The following is a 24,563-nucleotide window of genomic DNA, read 5'->3' on the forward strand; positions in this document are numbered from 1 at the left end:
GAACCCGCGGCGATTATCGCCGCGGGTCAATGTGCGTTGGAGAGAATTGCGTCATGGATGAGAGGCTGCGGGCCCTGAAATATCGCGCATGGCATCGGGGGACTCGCGAAGCCGACATGATGATCGGAGGTTTTTTCGACGCCCATCACGATACCTGGGACGAGGGGCAACGCGACTGGTTCAGCGACCTGCTGCACGAGCAGGATGTCGACATCATGGCCTGGGCGATTGGAACGAGCGAGCCGCCCGCGCGCTTCAAGGGCCCGATGATGGACGCGCTGCGAAAACTAGATTTCATCCGGGTTGCGCGATGACCGAGTCAATCCCGCGGATCCTTGGATCGAGCGCCCCGCTGACGCTGGCCGGCGTCCCCTCCGGCTTCCTGCCCTGGCTGGCGGCGGACCTTTGCCGGGCAGCCCATGGAATCGGCACCGGGCGCCGCGCGGTGATCATCGCCGCGGACGAGGCGGCAATGCGTGCCCTTTCCGAAACGGTCCCGGTATTCGCACCGGACGTAGAGGTGCTCAACTTCCCGGCGTGGGATTGCCTGCCTTACGACCGTGCCTCCCCTGCCCTGCGCGTAATGGCCGAGCGACTGGCCACCCTCCATCGACTCCAGGCACCGCCCAAGGCGCCGCAGTTGCTGGTAGCGACCGCCAATGCGGTGACCCAGCGCGTCCTCTCGCCCTTCCGGATTCGCCAGCTGACCCGCCGTCTCGCCGAAGGCGAAAGGATCGAACGCGACCGTCTGGTCGACCTGCTCATGGCCAATGGCTACCAGCGCACCGACGCCGTCCATGACGCAGGCGAATTCGCGGTGCGCGGTTCAATCGTTGACCTCTTCCCAGCAGGCCAGTCGGAAGCGCTGCGGATCGACTTCTTCGGCGACGAAATCGAAACGATGCGCCGCTTCGACCCCTCTGACCAACGCTCGGTCGGAAGTGCCGAGGCCTTCATGCTGATGCCCGCGAGCGAAGCGTTGCTGGACGAAGACACCATCAAGCGGTTCCGCGGCCGCTACCGCGAACAATTTGGCGCCAACGCAACTGGCGACCCGCTCTATCAGGCAATCAGCGAGGGTCGGCGGCTGGCGGGAATGGAACATTGGCTGCCGCTGTTCGAAGACAAGCTTACCACCCTCTTCGACCATCTTGGCGAGAATGACGTCGTCCTGCGCGATGCGAACAGCGACAGCGCACTGGAAGCGCGGCACGAGGCAATCGCCGATTATTTCGCCAATCGCGAACGCGCGATGAGCAGCGATGTCGGCAGTTATCGGCCGCTGGCGCCCTCGGCGCTTTACCTGTCGAGCAAGGAATGGCGGGCGGACGTGGCGCAGCGGCCGGTGCACCAGACCACGGCTTTTTCGCAGCCCGAAAGCGACCGGGTCATCGATTTCCAGGTCGAAGGGCCACGCGACTTCGCGCCCGAGCGGGCACAGAACGCCAATGTTTATGACGCGGTCTCGGCCCATGTCGCTAAGCTACGGAAAAGCCAGCGAAAAGTCATTCTTGCGAGCTATTCCGCCGGCGCCCGGGAGCGGCTCGCCGGACTGCTGGAGGATCATGGCCTGACACGGCTGAGCCAGGTTCGTACCTGGCAGGAAGCGCTCGGCAGCAAGCAGGACGCAGCCCTGATCGTCCTGCCGCTGGACCATGGATTCACCGCCCCCAACGTGGCCGTTCTGACCGAGCAGGACATGCTTGGCGACCGGCTGGTGCGGCGCAAGAAGCGGCGCAAGAGCGCCGATGCCTTCCTCGCCGAACTCGCCGCGCTGACGCCCGGCGACCTCGTCGTGCACATGGAACATGGCATCGGGCGCTACGAGGGGCTGACATCGGTGATGGTCGGCACGGCACCGCATGACTGCGTCGCGCTAAGCTATGCTGGCGGCGACCGCCTCTACGTCCCGGTGGAGAATATTGAAGTCCTGTCGCGCTATGGCAGCGGCGAGGGCGCATCGCTGGATCGCCTCGGCGGCGAAGCCTGGCAGCGTCGCCGGTCCCGGATGAAAGAGCGCATCCGCGAGATCGCCGGAGAGTTGATTAAAACCGCCGCGCTTCGCGCGACCCGGCCTGGCCAGGTCGCCGCGGCGGACTCTTCGCTGCCCGAATTCGTCGATCGCTTCCCCTATGAGGAAACCGATGATCAGGACCGTGCGATTGCCGAGGTACTGGAGGATCTGGAGAGCGGCAAGCCGATGGACCGGCTGGTGTGCGGCGATGTCGGTTTCGGCAAGACCGAGGTCGCATTGCGGGCGGCCTTCGTGGTGGCGATGGCGGGGTTTCAGGTCGCGGTTGTCGCGCCGACCACGCTGCTCGCGCGCCAGCATCATCGCAATTTCGTCGAGCGCTTCCGGGGATTCCCGATCCAGATCGGCCGTCTGTCGCGCCTGGTTCCGGCGGCCGAGGCGTCGGCGACCAAGCAGGGCCTCGAGGCCGGCAAGGTCGATATCGTCATCGGCACCCACGCGCTGCTTGGAAAAACGCTCAAATTCAAGAAGCTCGGGCTCGTCATTGTCGATGAGGAGCAACATTTCGGCGTCGCCCATAAGGAACGTCTCAAGGCGCTGAAGCAGGACGTCCATGTGCTGACGCTGACCGCCACGCCCATCCCGCGCACCTTGCAAATGGCGATGTCGGGCCTGCGCGAACTCAGCGTCATTCAAACCCCACCGGTCGATCGGCTGGCGGTGCGCACCTATGTGGCTCCGTGGGATCCGGTAGTCGTCCGCGAAGCCCTGCTCCGCGAACATTATCGCGGCGGCCAGAGCTTCATGGTCGCCCCGCGCATTGCCGACCTTCCCGATCTTGAGCAGTGGCTTCGCGAGGAAGTCCCCGAGGTGAAGGCGGTGACTGCCCACGGCCAGATGAGCCCGTCCGAGGTCGAGGAACGGATGAGCGCCTTCTACGACAAGAAATATGATGTGCTGCTGTCGACCACCATTGTCGAAAGCGGGCTGGATATCCCGTCGGCCAACACCTTGATCGTCCACCGCGCCGACCGCTTCGGCCTTGCCCAGCTTTACCAGTTGCGCGGCCGGGTCGGCCGCTCGAAGACCCGCGCCTACGCCTATCTGACGACCCAGCCTGATCGCGGGCTTACCGAGGGCGCCGACAAGAGACTTCAGGTCCTGGTGAACCTCGACAGCCTCGGCGCCGGTTTCCAGCTCGCCAGCCACGACCTCGACATCCGTGGCGCCGGCAACCTGCTCGGCGATGAACAGTCGGGCCATATCAAGGAGGTCGGCTTCGAACTCTACCAGTCTATGCTTGAGGACGCGATCCTGGAGCTCAAGTCGGGGAAGGCCGACCGCCGCGAGGATTTCATGCCGCAGATCAACGTCGAGGCGGCAATCCTCATCCCCGAAAATTATGTCCCGGATCTCGATTTGCGCATGGGTCTCTACCGTCGGCTCGGCGAGTTGGACGACCGGCAGGATGTGGAATCCTTCGGAGCGGAGCTGATCGATCGCTTCGGCAAATTGCCTCAGGAAACCAAGAACCTGCTGCAGATCGTTGAGACCAAGATCAACTGCAAGAAGGCGTGCATCGCCAAGCTTGACGTTGGCGCGAAGGGCGCGGTCATAACCTTCGCGGAAGGCGGTTTTCCGGACTTGCCCGGCCTGCTCACCTATGTGGAACGGCTCAAGGGCGCAGCCAAACTTCGGCCCGACAGCAAACTGGTGATCAGCCGGGAATGGCCAGGCGGCGAAGCCAGGCTCAACGGGGCATTGCAGATTTCCCGCGGCCTGATGCGGGTCCTGGCAGCAAACGAAGCCAAGCGCGAACTGGAAACCGCCTAGGCGGCGCGGAGAGCGGCAGCTTCGACGAATTGGCCAAGCTGATCCTCGGTGAGGGGCGGCGCGCCATAGAAGCCCTGGTAAAGGTCGCAGCCCCATTGCGACAGCAAGGCCAGCTGGGCGCCGTCTTCGACGCCCTCGACAACCATGGCGAGGCCAAGTTCGCGCGCCAGCCGGATCATCGCCTTGACGAGGATACGATCCCGGCTGCCGCCGACAATGTCGGCGATCATTGCCCGGTCGATCTTGATCAGGTCGATCGGCAATGTCGTAAGATAGGCCAGGCTTGAATAGCCGGTTCCAAAATCGTCGATCGCAATCCGGACCCCGGCTTCCCGCAGCCGGACCAGCCGCTCGACCACGGCGGGCCGGTCGCGGCGCAGGCTACGTTCGACTATCTCGACCGTAATGCGGCGCGGATCGATCCCCGCGGACGCGATTTCGTCCAGCAGCCACCGATCGAAGCCGGAACGTTCGAGGTCCGCGGGCAACAGGTTGATCGACAGGCTGAGGTCGGCAAGCGGCCCGACCCATCCCGCCGCGATCCGTAACGCCTTGCGCTGGATCGCGCGCGAAAGCTGCTCCTCGAGCCCCGCGCCCCTGGCCCGGTCAAACAATTGCTCCGGGGTCGGAGATCCTCGCCACCTTGCCAGTGCCTCCACCCCCGCGATGCGGCCAGTACAAGGCTCGATCTGGGGCTGGAAACGCAGGTCTACGTCCCCGGAGCGGATCGCTGCCCGCAAGGCGCGGTCGCGCAATGTCCAAGCGGGCGCCGAAACCAGTCGGTCCGACGCCCGCTTGCCCCCGAAGATAGGCCAATGCCACTCTCGCATCCCACTGCGGTTAGGCGTCGGGGAACGCCGACCCAAGGACGCAGCTGGTGGCGCACCAAAGTGGGACAGTGGAGATTTGCCGCCGATGGCTTATGTACGTTGCCGTGAACGTCGCCGGCCCCTCTTCACCCCAGCCCGACCGCGACCTTGCGGCCCGCGGAATTGGCTTGGTGGCTTCCCCCACCGAAGCTGCGCTGGCGGCCGAAAAGCTGCTTCGCCGCCGCTACCGCTGGGCCGACGCCGAGGAAGCGGATACATTGGTCGCACTGGGCGGCGACGGCTTCATGCTGCAAACGCTCCACGCCATGCTCGAGGATAGCCAGGCGCGGCCGGTATTCGGCATGAACCGCGGCACATTCGGTTTCCTGATGAACGAATGGCGGTTGGACCAGCTTTCGGAGCGGATCGCGCGAGCCAAGCATATCAAGGTCACGCCTTTGCAGATGGAGGCGACAACCATCCGCGGCGAAACATGGACCCATCCCGCGATCAACGAAGTGTCGCTGCTGCGCGAAACGCGCCAGACCGCGAAGATCGAGATTTGCGTCAACGGACGGGTGGTCATGCCCGAACTGGTTGCCGATGGCGTGCTGGTGGCGACTCCGGCAGGGTCTACCGCCTATAATCTTTCCGCCCATGGCCCGATCCTGCCGCTGGCGGCAAAGATGCTGGCGCTGACCTCGATCAGCCCCTTTCGTCCGCGCCGCTGGTCCGGTGCGATCCTGCCCGACGACGTGTCGGTCCGCTTCCGTATCCTTGAAGCCGACAAGCGCCCCGTCGCGGCCGTCGCCGACCAGTTCGAGGTGCGCGAAGTTTGCACGGTCGACGTGTCGCTTGACCGCGCACGATCGCTGACGTTGCTGTTCGATCCCGAGCATGCCCTCGACGAGCGAATTGCCGCAGAGCAATTTGCGAGTTGAGGCTTGCGAATCCCGCAGCGCTGCGCCATAGGCCCGCTCGTCCGAATGAGGACTGCTCCCCGATAGCTCAGCGGTAGAGCTCTCGACTGTTAATCGAGCGGCCGTTGGTTCGAATCCAACTCGGGGAGCCATCTATTTTAAAGGTCATGACGCGGCGGGTTTAACCCGCCGCTTTTCGTTCGCCCCGACCTCACGGCGACTGGTCATCCATCCGCCGGGCGGGCGCGGGACTAGCCCTCCATGGCCGCCATCAGGCTGGCGTTGCCGCCAGCAGCAGTGGTGTCGATGCAGGTCACCCGCTCGGTCGCGAAACGGGCGACATAATGGGGACCGCCTGCCTTGGGTCCGGTGCCGCTCAACCCTTCGCCGCCAAAAGGCTGGCTTTCGACCACCGCCCCGATCTGGTTGCGATTGACGTAGAGATTGCCGACGCGGGCGTGCCGCTCGACATAATCGCGGGTCGTGTCGATTCGGCTCTGCAGCCCGAGAGTGAGGCCGTAGCCGGTGCGGTTGATCTCGGCGACGACCTTGTCGAGCTGACCCGCTTTCCAGCGGACGACATGAAGGATTGGCCCGAAGTTTTCCTGGGTGAGCTGTCCGAGACTGTCGACCTCATACATCGCCGGCGGGACGAAGAAGCCGTGCGCCAGATCGTCGGGAATGTCCCGGCGCATGATCAGCCTGGCGTGATGATCGAGCCAGTCGAGGTGGCGGCGAAGCGCCTGGCGGGCGGCGGCGTCGATGACCGGTCCGACATCGGTCGTGAGAGCGCGCGGATCGCCAATTGAGAGCGCTTCCATCGCTCCGGCGATCATTCGGATCATCTCGTCTGCGACATCGTCCTGGATAAACAGGACGCGGAGCGCTGAACAGCGTTGGCCAGCGGACTGGAAGCTGGAAGCCACGACGTCGCGCGTAACCTGTTCGGGTAGCGCCGAGGAATCGACGATCATTGCATTCTGCCCGCCGGTTTCGGCGACCAACGGGATGATCGGGCCTTCGGTCCGTTCGGCCAGCGAGCGGGCGATCAGGCGTGCGGTATCGGTTGACCCGGTAAAGGCCACACCAGCCGTCAACGGATGAGACGTCAGGGCCGCGCCGACACGGCCGTCCCCGGGCATCAACTGGACAATTGCATGCGGGATGCCGGCACGGTGCATCAGCTCGACCGCCTTGGCGCCGATGAGAGGCGTCTGTTCGGCGGGCTTGGCCATGACGGCGTTGCCGGCGGCGAGCGCGGCGGCGACCGGTCCGACGAAGATCGCCAGCGGGAAGTTCCACGGGCTGATGCAGGTCCACACACCGCGGCCATGCAGGCGCAGCTCGTTAAGTTCGCCGGTGGGACCCGGAAGCGGCACGGCGCCGCTGAACTTTGCGCGCGCCTCGGCCGCGTAATAGCGCAGGAAGTCCACCGCCTCGCGCACTTCCAGCACCGCGTCAGGCAGCGTCTTGCCAGCTTCGCGCATGCAGAGCGAAAAGAAGCTGTCGCGTTCCTCTTCGAACAGGTCGGCGACGCGATCGAGGAGGTCGGCCCGCGCCTCGCCACCAAGCGCGTCCCACGCCGGCTGCGCCGCGGCCGCGGCCATCATCGCGCGATCGATGACGTTGTCGGTCGCTTCATGGGCGATGCCGATTTCGATCCGGTCGTCGTGCGGCGAAGTGATCCGGCGGATTGGATGTTCCCCGGAAGATTCTTCGGTCGGCTTGGCCTCGTAGGTGCGTGCATCGAGCACGGCGAGTCGTTCAAGCAAGGGTTCGCGCACCAACGGATCACTGAGGTCGACACCCGCGCTGTTGCGCCGAGCCCTGCCGAAAATCTGGTTGGGCAGCGGTATCGCCGGGTTCCGCTTGGGATTGTGCGCGCCAAGCTCGGCGACCGGATCGCGAACGAGGTCCTCGAGCGCGATCTGCTCGTCGGCGACCCGGTTGACGAAGCTGGAATTGGCTCCGTTCTCGAGCAGGCGGCGGACGAGGTAAGCGAGCAGTTCCTTGTGACTGCCGACCGGCGCATAGAGCCGCACAGGGGTCGGCTGCTCACCGATCCCGCGCTCCAGCTTGGCAAGCTCCTCATACAAACCCTCACCCATTCCGTGCAGGCGCTGGAATTCGAAGCCGGGCTCGCTCTTGCGCGGGCCGGCAAGCGCCTTCACCGCCGCGATCGTATTGGCGTTGTGAGTCGCGAACGCGGGGTAGATGCAGTCGCTAGCTTCAAGCAGCTTCTTAGCGCAGGCCAGATAGGACACATCGGTCGCGACCTTGCGGGTGAAAACCGGATAGTCGGCCAGGCCGGCAACCTGCGCGGCCTTGATCTCGGTGTCCCAATAGGCGCCCTTCACCAGGCGCACCATGAACTTGCGGCCATGCTTGCGGGCAAGGTCGATGGTCCAGTCGACAAGCGGCACGGCGCGCTTCTGATAGGCCTGGACTGCAAGACCAAATCCGCCCCAACCATTGGCGAAGATGGCGTCATCTGCGACCAGCGCCTCGATAATGTCCATCGACAGCTCGAGCCGGTCCGCTTCCTCCGCGTCGATAGTGAGGTGCACGTCCGCCGCCGCTGCTTTCAGCGCAAGGTCCCGAACCACCGGTACGATGGCGTCCCTCGCTTCGGCGGCATGGCTCCATTCGTAGCGCGGGTGGAGCGCGGAAAGCTTGACCGAGATGCCCGATGCGACGCGATAACCGCCCTTTGAGGACGCCGCGATCCGGTCCAGCGCATCGGCATAGGCACTGGCGTAACGGGCGGCATCGGCGTAAGTCCTGGCGGCCTCGCCAAGCATGTCGAAACTGTGGCTCCAGCCCCTTGCCCGTTCCGGAGCCGCCCGCTTCAGCGCCTCGTCGATGGTCCTGCCGAAGACAAATTGCCGGCCAAGGATCTTGATCGCCTGGCTGACCGCAGTGCGGATTACGGGCTCACCCAGTCGGCCCACGGCCCGGCCCAGCGCGGCGCGCCAGCTTGCGGTCCGGTCATTGGCCTCTTCGAGTACCTTTCCGGTGAGCAGCAGTGAGAAGGTGGCGGCGTTGACGAAGGTCGAGCGGCTGCCCCCAAGCTTCTCGGCCCAGTCCGGACCCGCCAGCTTGTCGGCAATCAAATCGTCCGCGGTTTCCGCATCGGGAACCCGAAGCAGAGCCTCGGCCAGGCACATCAGGGCGATGCCCTCGTCGCTGCCAAGGTCATAGGCTTGCAGGAAGGCATCCAGTCCCGCTGCATCGTGGTCGCGAACTGCCTTGACGAGCGTCCGCGCGATGGCCGTCGCTTCGCCCTGGACCCGCGCCGGAAGCCTCGCCTCTGCAAGCCGCTGCTTCACCAGCGCATTCTCTTCGGGACGATACGCGGCGCGAACGGCGGAACGGTCGATCATGTCGGACTTTCGGCAAGGGGCTAGTGGGTTGCGCCGCGCAGATAGGCGCTACCGCGCCGCCTTACCAGCGGGCAATTGGTAACCATTTTCCGTTAAGCCGCGCGCATGGGACACGCCCGCCCTTTCGACATGGCCGACAGCCGTCCCGCGCGCCCCGCAGAAACCGCGGCCGCGTTGCGCGCGGGCGACAAGCTGCTCGGCCTGGAAGTGTTGAGATTACTGTCCGCTCTGGCGGTGCTTTTCTACCATTACCGGCACTTTGCCCACATGGCCGGCATGGCTGCGGTCGATCGCGCGGCCGTGCCGGGCTACGGCATGCTTTGGCCATTTTACGAATATGGCCAGTTCGGCGTGCAGGTTTTCTGGGGAATCAGTGGCTACATCTTCTTCTGGAAATATGGTCAGGCGATTCACCATGGGGCAGTCCGGACGAAGGAGTTCTTCTGGCTGCGCTTCTCCCGGCTCTACCCGCTGCATGTCCTCACGCTGGTTGCGGTTGTCGGGCTGCAGGCGGTGCACCGTTCCACCACGGGCGAAGATTTCATCTATCCGGCGAGCGAGGCATCGATGCTGGTCGCCCAACTCTTCCTCGCGACCGACTGGGGCCCTGCCCAACCCTTCAGCTTCAACGGTCCGATCTGGTCCATCTCTGCGGAGGTCGCGGTCTATGCCGCCTTCTTCATCATTCTCCGCCGCTTCCCTCCGACGATAAAATTATGCGTCGGGGTGATCGCCTTCAGCCTTGCCGCGCAAATCGCCGGCCTGGGCTGGGTCTCGATCAGCTGCGCGGCCTATTTTTTCGCCGGTGGCCTGGCCGCGTTCGCGCCGCCCGGAAAATATGGATGGGCTGTCGCCGGGCTGGCGACGCTGCTCATGCTTTCCCTGGCAGGCGGGATGCTGGGTAATCGTTCGAAGCTGCCCATGCTGATCATGGCGGCCGTGCCGCTCGTGCTGGTCGTCGCCGCCCGGGACTGGCCCTTGCTTGGCCGCGCGGCCCCGGCAATCCGTGCCGCCGGTAACCTCACCTATTCAAGCTACCTGCTTCACTTCCCATTGCAGCTGATGCTGGCGATTGCGGTCGCATCGACAGCCCTGCGACCATCGCTTGCGAATCCGCTGTTCCTTGCCGCCTACATCGCCGCGACCCTTCTCGCGGCGATGATCAGCTATCGCTGGATCGAAATGCCGGCCCAGCAATGGATTCGGGGGAAAGCGCTTCGCCGGGCTTAGCCGGCCTGTCCGTGACAATGCTTATACTTGCGTCCCGACCCGCACGGGCATGGCGCGTTGCGGCTGGCGGGAGCAACCACGGTCTCGCCATCCGCGCTTTCCGGCATTTCCGGACGCACAACCTGCATCGGCGGCAGGTTGGACAGAAGCGCGCCGCCGGCGTCGAAGTCGGCACTGTTATCGTCGCCCGACAAGGGGTCGATGTGGTGGGTGACAAATTCCGGCAGCGCGAAGCCCGCTGGCATCGGCACCGGCTCTTCGAACTGGACCTGCACCCGCATCAGCATCCGCGTAACATCCTCGCGGATCGCGATCAGCAGCCGCTCGAACAGCATGAAGGCTTCCTGCTTATATTCGTCGATCGGCTTTTTCTGCGCATAGCTGCGCAGGTGGATGACCTGACGCAGCGCATCGAGGGTCGCCAGATGCTCTTTCCAGTGATGGTCGAGATTCTGGATCAGGACATTCTTTTCCACTTGGATCCAACGATCGGGCTCGACACCCTCGGTCTTGGCAGCCATCCGCTCATCCGACATCAGCTGGATGCGCTCGACCAGCATGTCTTGATCGACTGCATCTTCCTGCAGCCAGCTCTCGACCGGCGGCTGCAGGTCGAGCACCTCCTCAAGGCTTTCCTTGAGCCGCTCGATGTCCCACTGTTCCGGATAGGTTGCTTCGGGACAGCTCGCAAAAACCAGGCCGCGGATCGTCTCGGCACGGAAATCCTCGACCACGTCGCTGACATTGTCGGCATCCATGATCTCGGCGCGCTGCTCGTAGATCACCTTGCGCTGGTCGTTCATCACGTCGTCGAATTCGACGACCTGCTTGCGAATGTCGTAATTGCGCGCTTCAACCTTCTTCTGGGCGGTCTCGATTGCCTTGGAAATCCACGGGCTGACGATTGCCTCGCCGTCCTCGAGATTCTTGTTCATCAGGCGGGCAAAGGCCGTCTGCGGACCGAAAATCCGCAGCAAGTCGTCGTCGAGGCTGAGGTAGAAGCGCGACAGGCCGGGATCACCCTGGCGGCCTGAACGGCCGCGCAGCTGGTTATCGATCCGCCGGCTTTCGTGGCGTTCCGTCCCCAGCACGAACAGGCCGCCGGCAGCCAGCACCTGCTGCCTTTCCGCTTCGATCTCGGCCTTCATCCGTGCCAGCAGGGCATCGCGCTCAGGGCCTTCCGGCATGTCCTTGAGCTCGTCCTCCATCCGGAATTCAAGGTTGCCGCCAAGTTTGATGTCGGTGCCGCGGCCAGCCATGTTAGTGGCGATTGTCACAGCCCCGAGGCGGCCTGCCTGCGCCACGATATGGGCTTCGCTTTCGTGGAAGCGGGCGTTGAGCACGGAGTGGCGGATGCCTTCCTGCTCCAGATATTCCGACAGCATTTCCGACTTTTCGATGCTGACGGTGCCGACCAGTACCGGCTGGCCCTTTTCCTGCCGCGCCTTGATCTCCTTGGCGATCGCCGCAAACTTATCGGTGATATTTTTATAGAATTCGTCGTCCTCGTCGATCCGCTGGACCGGGACATTGGTCGGGATGGTGACCACGTTCATGCGGTAGATATCGAAGAACTCCGGCGCTTCGGTCGCGGCGGTGCCGGTCATCCCCGACAGCTTGGGATACATGCGGAAGTAATTCTGGAAGGTGATCGAAGCGAGCGTCTGGTTCTCGGGCTCGATCTGCACGCCCTCCTTGGCCTCGACCGCCTGGTGAAGCCCGTCCGACCACCGACGACCGTCCATCATGCGGCCGGTGAACTCGTCGATGATGACGACCTTCCCGTCCTTCACGATATAATCGATGTCGCGTTTGAACATCTTGTTGGCCTTCAGAGCCTGGTTCAAGTGGTGAACCACCTGAGTGTTGGCGATATCGTAAAGGTTGGTGCCCTCAAGCAGCCCCGCAGCCTCGAGCATGCGCTCGGCCTTTTCGGTGCCGTCCTCGGTCAGGACAATGCTCTTTTGCTTTTCGTCCTTTTCGTAGTCGGGCTCTTCGAATTGTTTCACGATCGCGTCGACGCCCATGTAGAGCTCGGACTTGTCGTCCGTCGGGCCGGAAATGATCAGTGGGGTCCGGGCCTCGTCGATGAGGATGGAATCCACTTCGTCAACGATGGCGTGGTTGAACGGCCGCTGCACCATCTGTTCGCGGCTGAACTTCATGTTGTCGCGCAGGTAATCGAACCCCAGCTCATTGTTTGTGGCATAGGTGATATCGGCCTGATAGGCCGCTCGCCGCTCGACGTCGGACAGGTTGGGCACGATCACGCCCACGCTCAGGCCGAGAAAACGATAGACCTGCCCCATCCATTCGGCGTCGCGCTTGGCGAGGTAATCGTTGACCGTGACGACATGGACGCCCTTGCCCGGAAGCGCGTTGAGATAGGTCGCCAGCGTCGCGACTAGCGTCTTGCCTTCGCCCGTCCGCATCTCGGCGATTTCGCCGCGATGAAGTGCAATGCCGCCGATCATCTGAACGTCGTAGTGACGCTGTCCAAGCGTACGCGACGCAGCCTCGCGCACCGTAGCGAACGCTTCAGGTAGCAGGTCGTCGAGCTTCGCCCCGTCGGCGAGGCGCTGTCGGAATAGTCCCGTCTGTCCCCGTAGTTCGTCGTCGGTCATCGCCGAAATGGTCGGCTCAAAGGCGTTGATCGTCTCGACGATCTTGCCGAGCTTAGCGACGTAGCGATCGTTTGCGGATCCAAAGAGGCTTTTGGCCAAGGAGGCGAGCATGAGACGAGAGTTCCTCAAGTGAGCCGGCTGCGCGGACAGGAATCAGGGTCGTCCGCGAGGCGGACGACGATGCGGCGGCGATGTAAGTGGCGCCCCGCGCTTCGTCAATTGAAACGCAGTGACGCCGAGTTGGTCAGAGCTGCCCTTCCAGCCATTGCTGGATCTGGCTTCGCGGCGCTGCACCGACCTTCTGAGCCACTGCTTCGCCATTCTTGAACAGCAGCATCGTCGGGATGCCCCGTACACCATATTTTCCCGGCGTGTCGGGATTTTCGTCGATGTTGATCTTGGCGATGGTCACCTTCTCACCGAGGTCGCCGGCAATTTCCTCCAGCGCGGGAGCGATCATCCGGCAGGGGCCGCACCATTCCGCCCAGAAATCGACCAGCACGGGCTTGTCAGCATTGAGGACGTCCGCCTCGAAGCTCTGATCGGTGACGGTCTTGGTATTGTGGCCCATGAGGCACTCCTTCTCTCTTGCGTTCGTCACCATATGGGGACGATCCGCGGCCTGCTCAACCGGTCAGCTTGAACAGCCTCGGACCGGAGGTATAGAGCAGCGAGGCTTCGATCCGCCTGCCGGGGAAGATCACCGCTAGGGCCTGGGCATAAGCGTCCATTTGCAGCCGATGCCCTTGCGGAATATCCGCTTCATCCCGTGGCACCGCGCGCCCGGTCTTGAAGTCGATCACCCGGACCACTTCTTCGCCGATACACAGGCGGTCGACCGTCCCGGCAACCACCCGCCCATCGGCAAGTGTCGCGGCAATCGGTGCTTCGCCGAGGGAACCCGGGCCGAACAGGCTGGCGAACCGCGGATCATCGATCAACGAACAGGCGGCCTCTACGATCTCCAGCGCGGTTTCGCCCTCCACACCCCGCTGGCCGAGCCAGCGAAGGGCAAGCTCGCGCCGATCGGCACCCAGAGTCGCGGGCAACCGCTCGAACAATGCATGCAGCAGGTTGCCGCGCTCAGCGGCAAAACGCATCGCCGGCGACGGCGGTGGCATGGCCTCCTTGTCCTCGGCGAGTTGCGACGGCGCGAGCGGGCGCGACGGCCGCTCCTCGTCGGGCGCGTCGCAGCGAAGCAGGTCGGGGACCGCGATTGGCGGGATCGGCTCCCTTCGGCGCCGCGTGCTGACAGCGGGCGCGGCAGCGCCTTCCCAGCGCAACCCGTCGCCCCAGCCTTCGAGGTGGAAGCTGGCGGCGCCAAGCCCAGCCATCGCGCGCGCCGTAGCGGCATGCCAGCTCCTCGGCGGGACGCCGCGGCTCGGCTTGACCCCGGCGACGACCAGCCGCTCGGCGGAGCGGGTCAGCCCGACATAGGCAAGTCGCCAATGTTCCTCGGCATCGCTCCGTTTTGCGGCCTCAACAAGGTCATGGAACAGCGGCGATCGCTCGGCCTTGCGCGGTCTAAGCAAGGGCACCGGGCCAGCTCCCGGGACCTCCATCGTCATCATCGATGATACGCCGCCAACCTTGTCCGGGTCGTGAGTCGCATCAGCCAGCACCACCAGCGGAGCCTCGAGACCCTTGGCGCCGTGGACGGTCATCACGCGAACGGCGTTGACCGGCGCTGCAGGATCACGCTTCACTTCGACCTCGCCCTGCCCAAACCAGGCCAAGAAAGCGTCGAGCGAGGCTATTTCCTCGCGCTCGAACATCATCGCGCTGCTCACCAGCTCCTCGATCGGGTCGCGAGCTGCCTCCCCAAGTCGGCGGATCAGCTTGCTTCGCCCTTGCAGCGGGCCGGACAGGATCGTTTCGAGGAAAAGCGCGGGCGGCACATATTCCGCCATCGCCAGCCATTCGGAAAGGATCGCGTGGGCCTGCTGCCAATGGGGATAGCGCTCGCGCTTCGTCGCAAGCTCCGGCCACAGCTTGCCGCTGCGCCCTTGGGCAAGCTCGTAGAGCTGGTCCTGATCCCAGCCGATCAGCGGCGAAACCAGCAAACCTGCAAGATTGAGGTCATCGAGCGGCTGGACGGCGAATTTGATCGTCGAGAGCAGGTCCCTCACCGCCAGCGGTTTGTGAAGATGAAGCCGGTCGATACCCGCGACGGGAACGCCATGGGCGTAGAGCCGGGCGACGATCAGCGACGCCAGCTCCCCGCGGCTGCGGACGAGGATTAATATGTCCCCCGCGCACAGCGGTCGCCCGGTGGACGCTACGGGCGGCGCCTCGGCCAGCCACTTCCCGACCTGCCGCGCGAGCGCATCTGCGTAGAGTCGAGCCGGCTCGTTTATCCAGGCCTCTTCCCCGGAGTCCAGGTCGGACTGGTCGCCCTCGGCGCCGAACGGCGCCCACAGTTCCACGCAGCCCGGCCGTGACCGATGGTGCGCCGCGTGCAGATTGGGTGGTTCGGGTAGTCCCATCTCGGCGAAACCGACCTCGGCGATGACCGCGTCGACCACGTCCAGCACCGGTGGCGAACTGCGAAAACTGGCCTCGATCGACAGGTTGCGGAATTCGCGGGCTTCCACCTGGGACTCGATTGCGGCGCGCATCGCCGCTTCGGCCTTGTCCGCGATCCGCCCTCGGAAGTTCTCATATTCGCGGGGATTGGTGCCCTGGAAGCCGAAGATTGCCTGCTTGTAATCTCCGACCATAAACAGGCTGCGCTGTCGCCCTTCGCCTTCGGAGGAGCCGCTGAAGAACTCCCCGGCGAGCGCGTCAACGATCGCCCATTGGTCGGCATTGGTATCCTGCGCTTCGTCGACCAGCACATGATCGGTGCGCTGATCGAGCTTGTAGCGTACCCATTCGCCCATCCCTGCCTGGGCGAACAGGTGGCGGGTCCAGCGGATCAGGTCGTTGAAGTCGGCGACGCCGGCGGCGCGCTTTGCGCGCGTATAGGCAGCCGCGAAAGCCTGTCCCGCGCGAAGTCCTGCGGCCTGGATGCTCGCGAAATTCGCAGCGGCGACCAAGGTGCGAAGACCAACCAGCCAATCGGTGAACTGGTCGACCCACTGCTGATAGCCGGGGTCAGCCTTGATCTGTCCGGCCCTTGCCTTGCACGGTTCGCCGGCGGCGGTAACTAGGCCGGATCCGACGCTGTCCAGCATGTCGGCCCGCGCATCAGGCGAGGCATCGAGAAACGCGTCCAAGTGGGCCGCGATCTTCAGGCCCGAATCGCGCCCCCAGCGGCGATTGGCATCGCCCAGCCGCGCGAATAGGCCATGATCGATCGCCCCGTCGGTCAGCCGCCGCACGATCTCGGCGTTGGCGTTTCCATCCTCGATCCCGATGATCAGGTTCAGGCGCGTCTCGATGTCCGCCGCTTCCCCCAGCGCGGCCATCGCCTCGGGAGCGCGGGCACAGGCCATCAGGTAGCGCTCCGCTCCTTCCTCGCCCAGGCGCAGGGTGAGCGCGGAGATGTCAGCGCCGAGATTTTCATCACCGTCCCGCTCGGCCTGTTCGAGCAATGCCGCCAGCGTCCTGCGAGCCAGTTCTTCCTCTGCGCGCCCCTCGATCGGGCGAAAACCGGGGGCGATGTCGGCTTCGGCGGGAAAAGCCGCGAGAAGCGCCTGCGCAAAACTATGAATCGTCTGAATGCGAAGGCCACCGCCCGGCGACTCCAGCACCTGCGCGAACAGCCGCCGCGCCTGCCTGACATGGCGCTCGCCAAATTCCTCGTGGAGCGCGGCGAGCTCCGCGGCCAGATCGGCGTCCGGCAATCGCACCCAATGGGCAAGCCGCTCGCCCACGCGGTTGGCCATTTCTGCGGCCCCGGCCTTGGTGAAGGTCAGGCACAGGATCGACGATGGCGGCACGCCGCGCAGCAACAATCGGATCACCCGCGACGCCAGCACATGCGTCTTGCCGGTTCCAGCCGAAGCGGACAGCGCAGCATGGGCGGAGGGATCCGACGCCTGGGCCTGGGCGCCCTGCAATCTTGGCATCGGTTTCAGGCGGCGGCGCACGAACGTCGGTCCTTTCCGGCCAGGAGACTTTGCAAGGGCTCGCCGAGCGAATAGGGACAGGCGTCAGGCAGCAAGGCGAGGAAATGATGAGCGACGACAGTCGGGATGAGGAACGGCGGACAAAGCTGGTCAAGGCCGGCGTAGCGGTCGGCGTCGGATCGGCTGCGATCGTTGCCGCGCTGCTCTATGCCTCCAAGGTCAAGAAGCCCAAGGGCGGCCGCCCCAAGGCGGACGGGACGGACTAGCTCAATCGCGGCCATACCATTCCTCTAGACGCATGAGCTGGTCGTAATCCTCATAGGGGGCGTAGGCCGGGTCGAGTTTGGCGGTGAAGGGTTCGCTTCCCAGCAAATAAGCCGAAACGGTCGCCGCGAAGTGGCGATAGGCACTGTCCACAAATGCCGAGGGATCGCCGTCGTCGGGTGACTGACGATAACCGAACTTGCCGTTCTTCTTCGCCAGCGACCAATATTCATGCGCACCGGCTTCGCCCTTGACCGCGCCGAAGCCGCCGCCGCGCGCGATTAGCGACAACAGGCCAAGCTGCAGCGCGAAACCTTCGGCGACGGCCTTGGGCTTGGGCGCCTGCCCGGTCTTGTAATCGACGATCGCCAGGCGGCCATCGCCGAGACGGTCGATCCGGTCGACCTTGCCATACAGCAGGATCCCCGCCACCTCCGCCTCGCCCTTTTCCTCGGCAAGCACGGGTGTGCGACCCGCCGCGAGGTCGCTTGCGGTTTCCGCCGCGATCCACTCGATCGATTCCATCAGCCGCGGCGACCATAGGGCGCGGAGCATCGGATGGATTCGCTCGTCCGCGATCATCGCCTGGGCCCGTCCCGCCAATCGTTCGGGATCGCATCCGTCTCCCTTGAACCAGCTTTCCAGCACCGTGTGGACCGCAGTTCCCTTCCAGGCCGCATGATGTTCGGCATCGACCGGGTCTAGTGCGCGAAGGTCGAGGATGGCCTTGGCATAGAAGGCGAAGGGATCGGCCTTCAGACGGTCGAGGTCTGTTACTGCGATCCGCCGTGGCCGTACCTCGATCGGCGGCCTTGGCGCCGGGCGGCCGGCAGGCTCGACCTTGTCCGACGCATCCAGTGCCTGCGCCAACCGCTCCAACCGCTGGTCGCGGGTCATTCCCCCGGTCATTGCCTGGAGGCGAAGCCACAGGCGCGAGGCGATGGTCGGCGAGCGGCTGTCGCGCCGCGAACGGGTCAACAGCACGCGCGGCGCACCGAGCGCGCTCATGAAATCATGCGCCGCCAGGCCGGTTCGAAATTCAAGCCCTGGAAGCCCCAGCGTCTGCCGTATCTGTGGGGCCAGCCATGGGTCCGGCGGCGGAAGCGAAGGCCAGACGCCCTCATTCATCCCACCGAGCACCATCAGATCGGCTTGCTGAAGCCGGGCTTCCAGCAGACCCCAGATGAAGATGCGCGGGTGACCGCCATAAGGCCGCCGGACGATCACACCGTCCATCAACTGGCCCAGGAGCGGCAACACATCCCCGGGAGCGACCCCGATCTTCGCTCCGTCGGATGAACGCTCGAGCCCGCCGAGCAATTCCGCTGCGGCGCGCCCGTCAGGGCCGCTCCAGGCCTGGTCGCCGGCCAAGCTATGGACGCTTTCACGAAGCAGCGCGGCCAGCGCCACCAGGTCCAAAGTCCCAACCGGCCGGTCGAGTGCTTCGACAGCCGGACGGATTCGGTGCCAAGCGGCCCTTGGCACCTCGTGCGCCTCAGCAAAATGCTCATCGAGTCCCTTGATTCCGGCATTGGGCCGCGGGCCACGCAGCCCAAGGTCGATCGCCCGCACATCGTCGAGCCAGCGGCGGCGATGCTCCCCTTCGCCGCCGACGCGCGGATGCTTGAGCATCGCAAGCAACCGAACCGGCGAGAATCGCTCGACGACCGCGGCCGCAGTCGCCAGCAGCAATGTGCCTGCGGGGGTCGCCGAAAGCGGTTGCCCGGCACTGTCGTCGGCCTCGATCCCCCAGCGCTTGAGATGGGCCGACACCCTGGATGCCAACTGACGGTCGGGAGTAACCAACGCGGCTGTCTTGCCCGGCCGCTCGAGCGCTTCCCGGAGCGCAATGGCAATGCCTTGCGCCTCGCTCGCCGGGTCTGGGAATTCGGCAATCCTGATCCCGGTCAGGCGCCTTTCGGCCGGCGGCAAGGCCACCCAGCGGTCGGTGAACCGGGGCGAAGCCATGGCCTGTATCACCGCTCGCCCGCGCGCTGATGTCGACGAGGCGCGACCGGCGCCGATCCAAGGCCGAACCTCCGCGCGATTGATCCCGATCCGCGCTAGCAGCTGCTTCAGGTGGAATTGCGGATGGGTCGGCGCGCTCCGACCCTCCTCGTCGGGACCGAGCTGATCCCATTGCTCATCGGGCATAGACCGCTGATCGGCGAGCGCGGGCAAAATAACCGCGCCCTCGGGAAGCCGCGAAACCTGCGCCAGCAGCTCTGCTACGGCAGGCGCGGCGGTGGTCACGCCTGCGGCAATGGTGAAGCCGGCAGGGCCCCGCTCGCGCCAACGCCGGGCCAGCGAGCGAAACTGCAGCCCCCGCCGTTCCGCAAGCGACATCAGGCTGCGCTCCGCCATCAGCGATGGCCATCGCTCAAGCAGCAGACGGAAGCGCGCGATCGCCTTCAGCCAATGGGCGGCAAGCTCGTCATTTCCAGCCACTGCGTCGGTAAGCGCCGCGGCGGGCACCTCTTCGATCGCCAAGGCGTCCATCGTCCGGGCCACTTCGGCGGCGAGCCGCATCGCCTCGGCCGCCCCCTCCCCCTCTGCGCGCAGCAACCGCGCCAGCAGCAATTGCCGCTCCAGCGGCTCGATTGCGGGGGCGATCTCGTCGGCAAAGTCGAGCGGGTCAAGCGCTCCCCCGCTACGTTCGCCAAGCTCGGGATCGCCGATCGCAAGCAACCTCGGCAGGACCAAGCCACCCCCACTGGCGCGAACGAAGGCTTCGGTAACCGTCCTTACGGCGCGATTGTTGGGCAGCAAGATTCGGCCGGACGCAAGCACCTGCGCGTCACGCCCAAGCGCCTTCAACAGGCCATTGACGAGGGCATCCGCGAAACTGCGGTGGGCAGGAATGGAATAGGCGAGCGGCTCGCCGGGAGTCCTGCGGTCGAACAGCCCGCCGTCAGCCATTCGCCAGCGCGAGTTCGGTCGCGCCAATCGACGCCGGGGAGCCAACGTCGAACCAAAGACCCTGATGAACGACGCCGAAGCAGCGATTCTCGCTGATCGCCCGGTCCCAGAAGATGTTGGTCGAGAACGGGCCTTCGGGGGCGTCGCGCAACAGCTTTTTCGAGACCATCTGAATGCCGGTATAGACATAGGGCGCGACCCTCCCCGTCGCGCGCCGGGAAAGCCGCCCATCGGGCTTCATGTGAAAATCGCCCTGCCCCCGGTGATTGCCAGCGCGCGCGTGCGGGACGAGCAGCAGGAGCGCGTCCATTTCCCCTTCGCGCCAGTGCGACGCGAGCATCCTCAACGTGTCGGTCGGCCCGTCGAGCCAGAAATTGTCGCTGTTGACCACCAGGAAGGGGTCGGCGTCGATCAGCTTCTCGGCCTGGACCAGCCCGCCGCCGGTTTCCAGCAGCCGCGCCCGCTCATCGCTGACCGTTACGTCGAAATCGCTGGCATGACCCTTGAGATGGGCTTCCAGCGCATCGGCGAGGTAATGGACATTAACGACGATCCGGCCGACGCCCGCTGCCCGAAGCCGATCGAGGACATGATCGATCAGCGGCTTGCCAGCCACTTCGACCAGCGGCTTGGGACGGGTCGCGGTCAGCGGCCGCATGCGTTTTCCAAGCCCCGCCGCCATGACCATGGCCGTATCGGGGACCGCGGCCTCCACAGCGGGCCGCAACGACAAGGCGCGGGTCTTGCGGGTCATGCGTCGGCCTGCCACGCGGAGGCACGGAAGGCGTGCGGTACATGGGAATCGAACCATGACCTGACGGGCTCCAGCCCCGGCTGCGCAAGGTCGCGTTCCAGGAGGCCCCACATGCGCGGCTGGAACTGTTTGTACCGTTCCTTGCCATCGCGTTTCCATAGGCGGCAGAACACGCCCAATATCCGCGTGTTGCGCTGTGCCGCCAGCGCCCAATAGGCGGCCTCGAACCGCGATCCGACACCCGCCTTCGCCAGGTACCGGTCGATCATGTCCCGCTCCAGCGCAGGCGGGACATCCCGCCGGGCATCTTCCAGCACCGATACTAGGTCATAGGCCGGATGACCGGCCAGCGCGTCCTGGAAATCGAGCAAGCCAAACCGCTCGATCCCGCCGCGGCCGTCAACCAGCATGACATTTTCCGCATGGTAGTCGCGCAGCACCGTCACCGGCCCGAGACCGTCGCTCGCGACCGGCTCCAGAACCTGTCGCCAGGCATCGTCCCACTCATCGAGGTTGATCGGATCGCTTTCAACCGCAGGCAGGTACCATTCAGGAAACAGCCTGAGTTCGGTCAGCCATTCGTCAAGTCCGTGGGGCAGAAGCCCGGCCATGGGCGCTTGCCGGTGAAGGTGGACCAGCACATCGACCGCCGTTTCGTAGAGATCGCGCTCGGCCTGCGGATTTTCGTCCAGCGCCTCCCGCATCCGAGAATCGCCAAGATCGTCAAGCAGCAGCAGCCCCCGATCCAGGTCCTGCGCCAGCACCCTGGGCGCCACCAGCCCGACCTGCCCCAACCAGTCAGCGATGGCGACAAAAGGTCGCGGATCCTCGTGCGGGGGCGGGGCGTCCATCAGGACCGCGCGCCGGTCCCCGCATTGGACGCGGAAATAGCGGCGAAAACTGGCATCGCCAGCCAGCGGGAGGATCTCGGCACCTTGCCAGCCATGCCGGTCAAGGAAATCTGCAGCGCTTTCGGGCGGGATCATTGGAGCGGCCATCGCCCTTCCCATGCCTCGGGCACCTGTGCTGTCAAGGCGCGAGCGCCATCTGGTCGCATCTCCAGCGACAGGGCGAGCGCTTCCGGCCATGCGCCGCTGGGCCCATGCTCTGGCCATTCGATGATCAACACCCCTTCGGCACGGATATCGTCGAGCCCGAGTTCATCGATTTCCGACGCATCCTCAAGTCGATAGAGGTCGACGTGCCACACCGGCGGCTCCAGCGCGTCATAGGGCTGGACGATCGCAAAGCTTGGGCTTGGCACATCGCCCTGGTGCCCGAGCTCGCCCAGAAGGCCCCGAACGAGCGTGGTTTTGCCCGCGGCCAAGGGACCCCGGAGGGTGATGACATCCCCCGCGCGAAGAAGGCCAGCGATCCTGGCGCCCGCTGACAACGCCGCCCGTTCGTTCTTTAGGATCATTGCGGTGCTCGCGGGATAGTCAGTTTCACCGCGGTACCCTTGCCAAGCGCCGACTCGAGTTCGACTGTCCCGCCATGCGCCTCGATGAACTGGCGGATGAGCGGCAGGCCAAGTCCCAGGGCGGCCTCCCCGCGCGACGCAGGACCGCTGCGATGGAAACGGGCGAAAACCTGCGCCTGGTCGGCCTCGGCGATGCCGGGTCCGTCATCCGCCACGACGATAATCGCCGCCTCGTCATTCCCGCTGGCTTCGATCCGGATATGATCGCCGCTTTCGGTATAGGCGACGGCGTTGCGCAGCAGATGTTCGACCGACTCCCGCAATCGCCGCGCGTCGCCGATAACGCTGCCAGTCGCGGGATCGACCGACAGTTCCAGCGATTGGCCCTTCTCCGCCGCCGCCCGGCGAAAGGATTCCGCCGCGGCGCGGCACATGCCGGCGATGTCGACCCGCTCCCGCTCCAGCTGGACCCCCTTGGTGTCACCCTGGGTCAGGTCGAGAACGTCGTTGATGAGCCTGGACAGCCGCTCCACCGATTCGAGGATCGCGCCGACATAATCACCCGCGGCAGGGGGCAGTTTGCCCGCATAACCCGCGGCAAGCATCTCCGCGAAGCCGCCGATCGAGGTCAGCGGCGTGCGCAATTCGTAGCTCATGTTGGCGACGAAATCGGTCTTGATCTTGTCGGCCTCCTCCAGTGCGGTTGCCCGCTCGCGAAGCGCCGCCTCGATGCGACTGGAATCGGTCACGTCGATCATCGTGACGAGCGCGTTGCCGTCCGGAAGCGGCACGGCCGCGAAATCGAAATGGCGGCCGTCCGTCAAAGACACCCGGCCAGTGCCCGACTGGCGCCCGCTGGTTGTCGAACGGACAAGTTCGCGAACCTGGGCCGCAGCAGTCGGGTTGACCAGCCGCTTGGCCATTGCCGGAACCAGTTCGTCGACCCGCGGATGTTCCGCCAGCCACACCTCGTCGAGGTCCCAGAGCTCGCTGAAACGCCGGTTCCAAAGATAGAGGCGGCCATCCGAGGCGAAAACGCTGATCACCTCAAAAAGGTTGTCGAAGGTTGCGCCGCGCACACGCAAAAGCGTGTCGCGGGCCGACGCCAGCCTGACTTGCTCGGTACGATCCTCGAAAATCAGCCGCAAGCCGCCGTCCGGTAAGGGCTGTCCAAGGATCCGAAGATGGTCACCGTTAGCGAGAATCCAGTCTTCCTCGATCGCCTCTTCGGGCGACGTGAACCAGCCGCGCCGTTCCGCCTTCCAGGCCGGAAAGTCGCGGACCTCGGGCAACCGGCCATTTTCCCGCATCCGCTCCAGCACCCGGTCGAATTCGGGGTTTTCTGCCAGCCAGTCGGAATCGAGCTGGGCCATGATCGCAAAGGGCTGGTTGTAGAAGGCCAGTTGCCGGTCGCCGTCGAACTGGGCGGCGCCAGCAGCCATGCGGTCCGCAAGCTCACGCTGCGATTGCTGGTGACTGGCCAATTCGATCCGCGCGTCCTCCAGGTCCTGGATGTCGATCGCGAAGCCCGCGACCGCTCCGGTCGGCAAGGGCACGTCGACGATGCGAAGCATTCTTCGCTCCTGGCCGATCGTCGCCGGCTGAGTCCGCGAATAGGGCCTTCCCGTCTCAAGCGCGCGCTCGGCGCCGGACTTGGCGCTGTCGGCCCCGACGGTATCGATCAATTCCGCCCCGCGCTCGATGACATCGGCGGCGTCGCCGCCCTCGACCGCCGCCACAAAGGCCGAGTTGACCAGCCCAAGGCTAAGGTCGGGCCCCCGATACCACATCGGGAAAGGCGCACTTTCGATGAGGTGGGTAAGCGCATCGAGCGCCGCCTCGGTCTGGACGAGTCGGGTAGACAGCTTCGCCCGGTCCGACTCGGCCTGGCTCACGTCGAAGAACCACAGCAGTGCGGTTCCGGGCTTGGCAGGCGCCGGCGCAAGCGCGCCGCGCACTTCCATCATCCGGTCGCGCCCGGCGAGGCGAACTTGCCGCTGGATTGGAGCAGCGCCGAGCCGCAGGGCATCAATTGCCTGGCCAAGCGCCTCGACGTCGTCAGGTTCGAAGCCCGCACCTTCGTCCCCCAACTCCGTGAAGCTTGCGGGCAGTTCTTTCAGACCGAGTTCCCGGAGCAGTCCGGCATCGAGCTCGACCTTCCCGTCGGGGGCGATCAGCGCGGCGCGCGCCGGGGCGGCCTCAAGCATCGCCCGCATGGTTCTTGCCGATCCGATCACGGCCTCGGCGCGGCGCAACCGGCGCGCTGCCATCACGGCCATGACGGCGGCAATCGCAACCCAGATGGCCGCGAGAACGATGATGGCGGCGGCCGCCTTTGCGCCGACTATCATGTCCTGGACCGGCCCCGCCTCATGACTTCGTCATAGGGCGACGAAAGGCAAAGAAAAAGGGGCCGCCCCGA

Annotated in this window: 15 protein-coding genes and 1 tRNA gene; 6 read left to right on the top strand and 10 right to left on the bottom strand. The window is 65.0% G+C overall.

The window, feature by feature from the left end:
• Positions 1-53: 53 nt before the first annotated feature.
• A complete protein-coding gene (locus FMM02_RS01380) occupies positions 54-314 on the top strand; it encodes an FAD assembly factor SdhE (protein WP_147493190.1) in 261 nt (86 codons plus the stop codon).
• Entirely contained in the window at positions 311-3,805 is a 3,495-nt protein-coding gene (mfd, locus tag FMM02_RS01385) for a transcription-repair coupling factor (RefSeq protein ID WP_147493191.1), read from the top strand. Before FMM02_RS01380 ends, mfd begins: the two co-directional genes overlap by 4 nt.
• Here the strand turns inward: mfd and FMM02_RS01390 are convergent.
• Complete coding sequence (locus tag FMM02_RS01390) at positions 3,802-4,545, bottom strand: EAL domain-containing protein (protein ID WP_187107809.1); 744 nt, start codon at positions 4,543-4,545, stop codon at positions 3,802-3,804. The genes mfd and FMM02_RS01390 overlap by 4 nt on opposite strands.
• Positions 4,546-4,727: 182 nt before the next feature.
• Between FMM02_RS01390 and FMM02_RS01395 the strand changes: the two genes are divergently transcribed.
• Entirely contained in the window at positions 4,728-5,555 is an 828-nt protein-coding gene (locus FMM02_RS01395; protein ID WP_147493193.1) for an NAD kinase, read from the top strand.
• A gap of 56 nt (positions 5,556-5,611) precedes the next feature.
• Positions 5,612-5,686 (top strand) — tRNA-Asn (locus FMM02_RS01400).
• Between the two features lie 99 nt (positions 5,687-5,785).
• Here FMM02_RS01400 and putA read toward each other — a convergent pair.
• Complete coding sequence (putA, locus tag FMM02_RS01405; RefSeq protein WP_147493194.1) at positions 5,786-8,917, bottom strand: bifunctional proline dehydrogenase/L-glutamate gamma-semialdehyde dehydrogenase PutA; 3,132 nt, start codon at positions 8,915-8,917, stop codon at positions 5,786-5,788.
• Positions 8,918-9,046: 129 nt separating this feature from the next.
• On the opposite strand from putA, the gene FMM02_RS01410 reads away from it, so the two are divergent.
• Positions 9,047-10,147 (top strand): acyltransferase family protein, encoded by a 1,101-nt coding sequence (locus tag FMM02_RS01410; RefSeq protein ID WP_187107810.1) that lies wholly within the window; start codon positions 9,047-9,049, stop codon positions 10,145-10,147.
• On the opposite strand, the gene secA is transcribed toward FMM02_RS01410, so the two are convergent.
• From secA to addA, 3 genes are all read right to left on the bottom strand, one after another.
• Positions 10,144-12,882 carry a preprotein translocase subunit SecA gene (secA, locus tag FMM02_RS01415; RefSeq protein ID WP_147493196.1) on the bottom strand — a complete coding sequence of 913 codons (2,739 nt, stop codon included), beginning with the start codon at positions 12,880-12,882 and terminating at the stop codon, positions 10,144-10,146. The genes FMM02_RS01410 and secA overlap by 4 nt on opposite strands.
• Before the next feature lie 133 nt (positions 12,883-13,015).
• Positions 13,016-13,342 (bottom strand): thioredoxin TrxA, encoded by a 327-nt coding sequence (trxA, locus tag FMM02_RS01420; RefSeq protein WP_147493197.1) that lies wholly within the window; start codon positions 13,340-13,342, stop codon positions 13,016-13,018.
• Between the two features lie 55 nt (positions 13,343-13,397).
• Entirely contained in the window at positions 13,398-16,805 is a 3,408-nt protein-coding gene (gene addA / locus FMM02_RS01425) for a double-strand break repair helicase AddA (RefSeq protein WP_246104796.1), read from the bottom strand.
• A gap of 83 nt (positions 16,806-16,888) precedes the next feature.
• On the opposite strand from addA, the gene FMM02_RS11135 reads away from it, so the two are divergent.
• Positions 16,889-17,050, top strand: a complete 162-nt coding sequence (locus FMM02_RS11135; RefSeq protein ID WP_187107811.1) for a hypothetical protein — start codon at positions 16,889-16,891, stop codon at positions 17,048-17,050.
• Between the two features lies 1 nt (position 17,051).
• On the opposite strand, the gene addB is transcribed toward FMM02_RS11135, so the two are convergent.
• The 5 genes from addB to FMM02_RS01450 are packed head-to-tail and all read right to left on the bottom strand — an operon-like array spanning position 17,052 to position 24,492.
• Positions 17,052-19,967 carry a double-strand break repair protein AddB gene (gene addB / locus FMM02_RS01430; RefSeq protein WP_147493198.1) on the bottom strand — a complete coding sequence of 972 codons (2,916 nt, stop codon included), beginning with the start codon at positions 19,965-19,967 and terminating at the stop codon, positions 17,052-17,054.
• Positions 19,960-20,721 (bottom strand): nucleotidyltransferase family protein, encoded by a 762-nt coding sequence (locus FMM02_RS01435; protein ID WP_147493199.1) that lies wholly within the window; start codon positions 20,719-20,721, stop codon positions 19,960-19,962. Before FMM02_RS01435 ends, addB begins: the two co-directional genes overlap by 8 nt.
• Positions 20,718-21,719 (bottom strand): aminoglycoside phosphotransferase family protein, encoded by a 1,002-nt coding sequence (locus FMM02_RS01440; RefSeq protein ID WP_246104797.1) that lies wholly within the window; start codon positions 21,717-21,719, stop codon positions 20,718-20,720. Before FMM02_RS01440 ends, FMM02_RS01435 begins: the two co-directional genes overlap by 4 nt.
• Positions 21,704-22,141, bottom strand: a complete 438-nt coding sequence (tsaE, locus tag FMM02_RS01445) for a tRNA (adenosine(37)-N6)-threonylcarbamoyltransferase complex ATPase subunit type 1 TsaE (protein ID WP_147493200.1) — start codon at positions 22,139-22,141, stop codon at positions 21,704-21,706. The genes FMM02_RS01440 and tsaE overlap by 16 nt, the downstream gene beginning before the upstream one ends.
• Entirely contained in the window at positions 22,138-24,492 is a 2,355-nt protein-coding gene (locus tag FMM02_RS01450; protein WP_147493201.1) for a sensor histidine kinase, read from the bottom strand. Before FMM02_RS01450 ends, tsaE begins: the two co-directional genes overlap by 4 nt.
• Positions 24,493-24,563: the final 71 nt, after the last annotated feature.

The organism is Sphingomonas xanthus (assembly GCF_007998985.1).
GTDB lineage: Bacteria > Pseudomonadota > Alphaproteobacteria > Sphingomonadales > Sphingomonadaceae > Sphingomicrobium > Sphingomicrobium xanthum.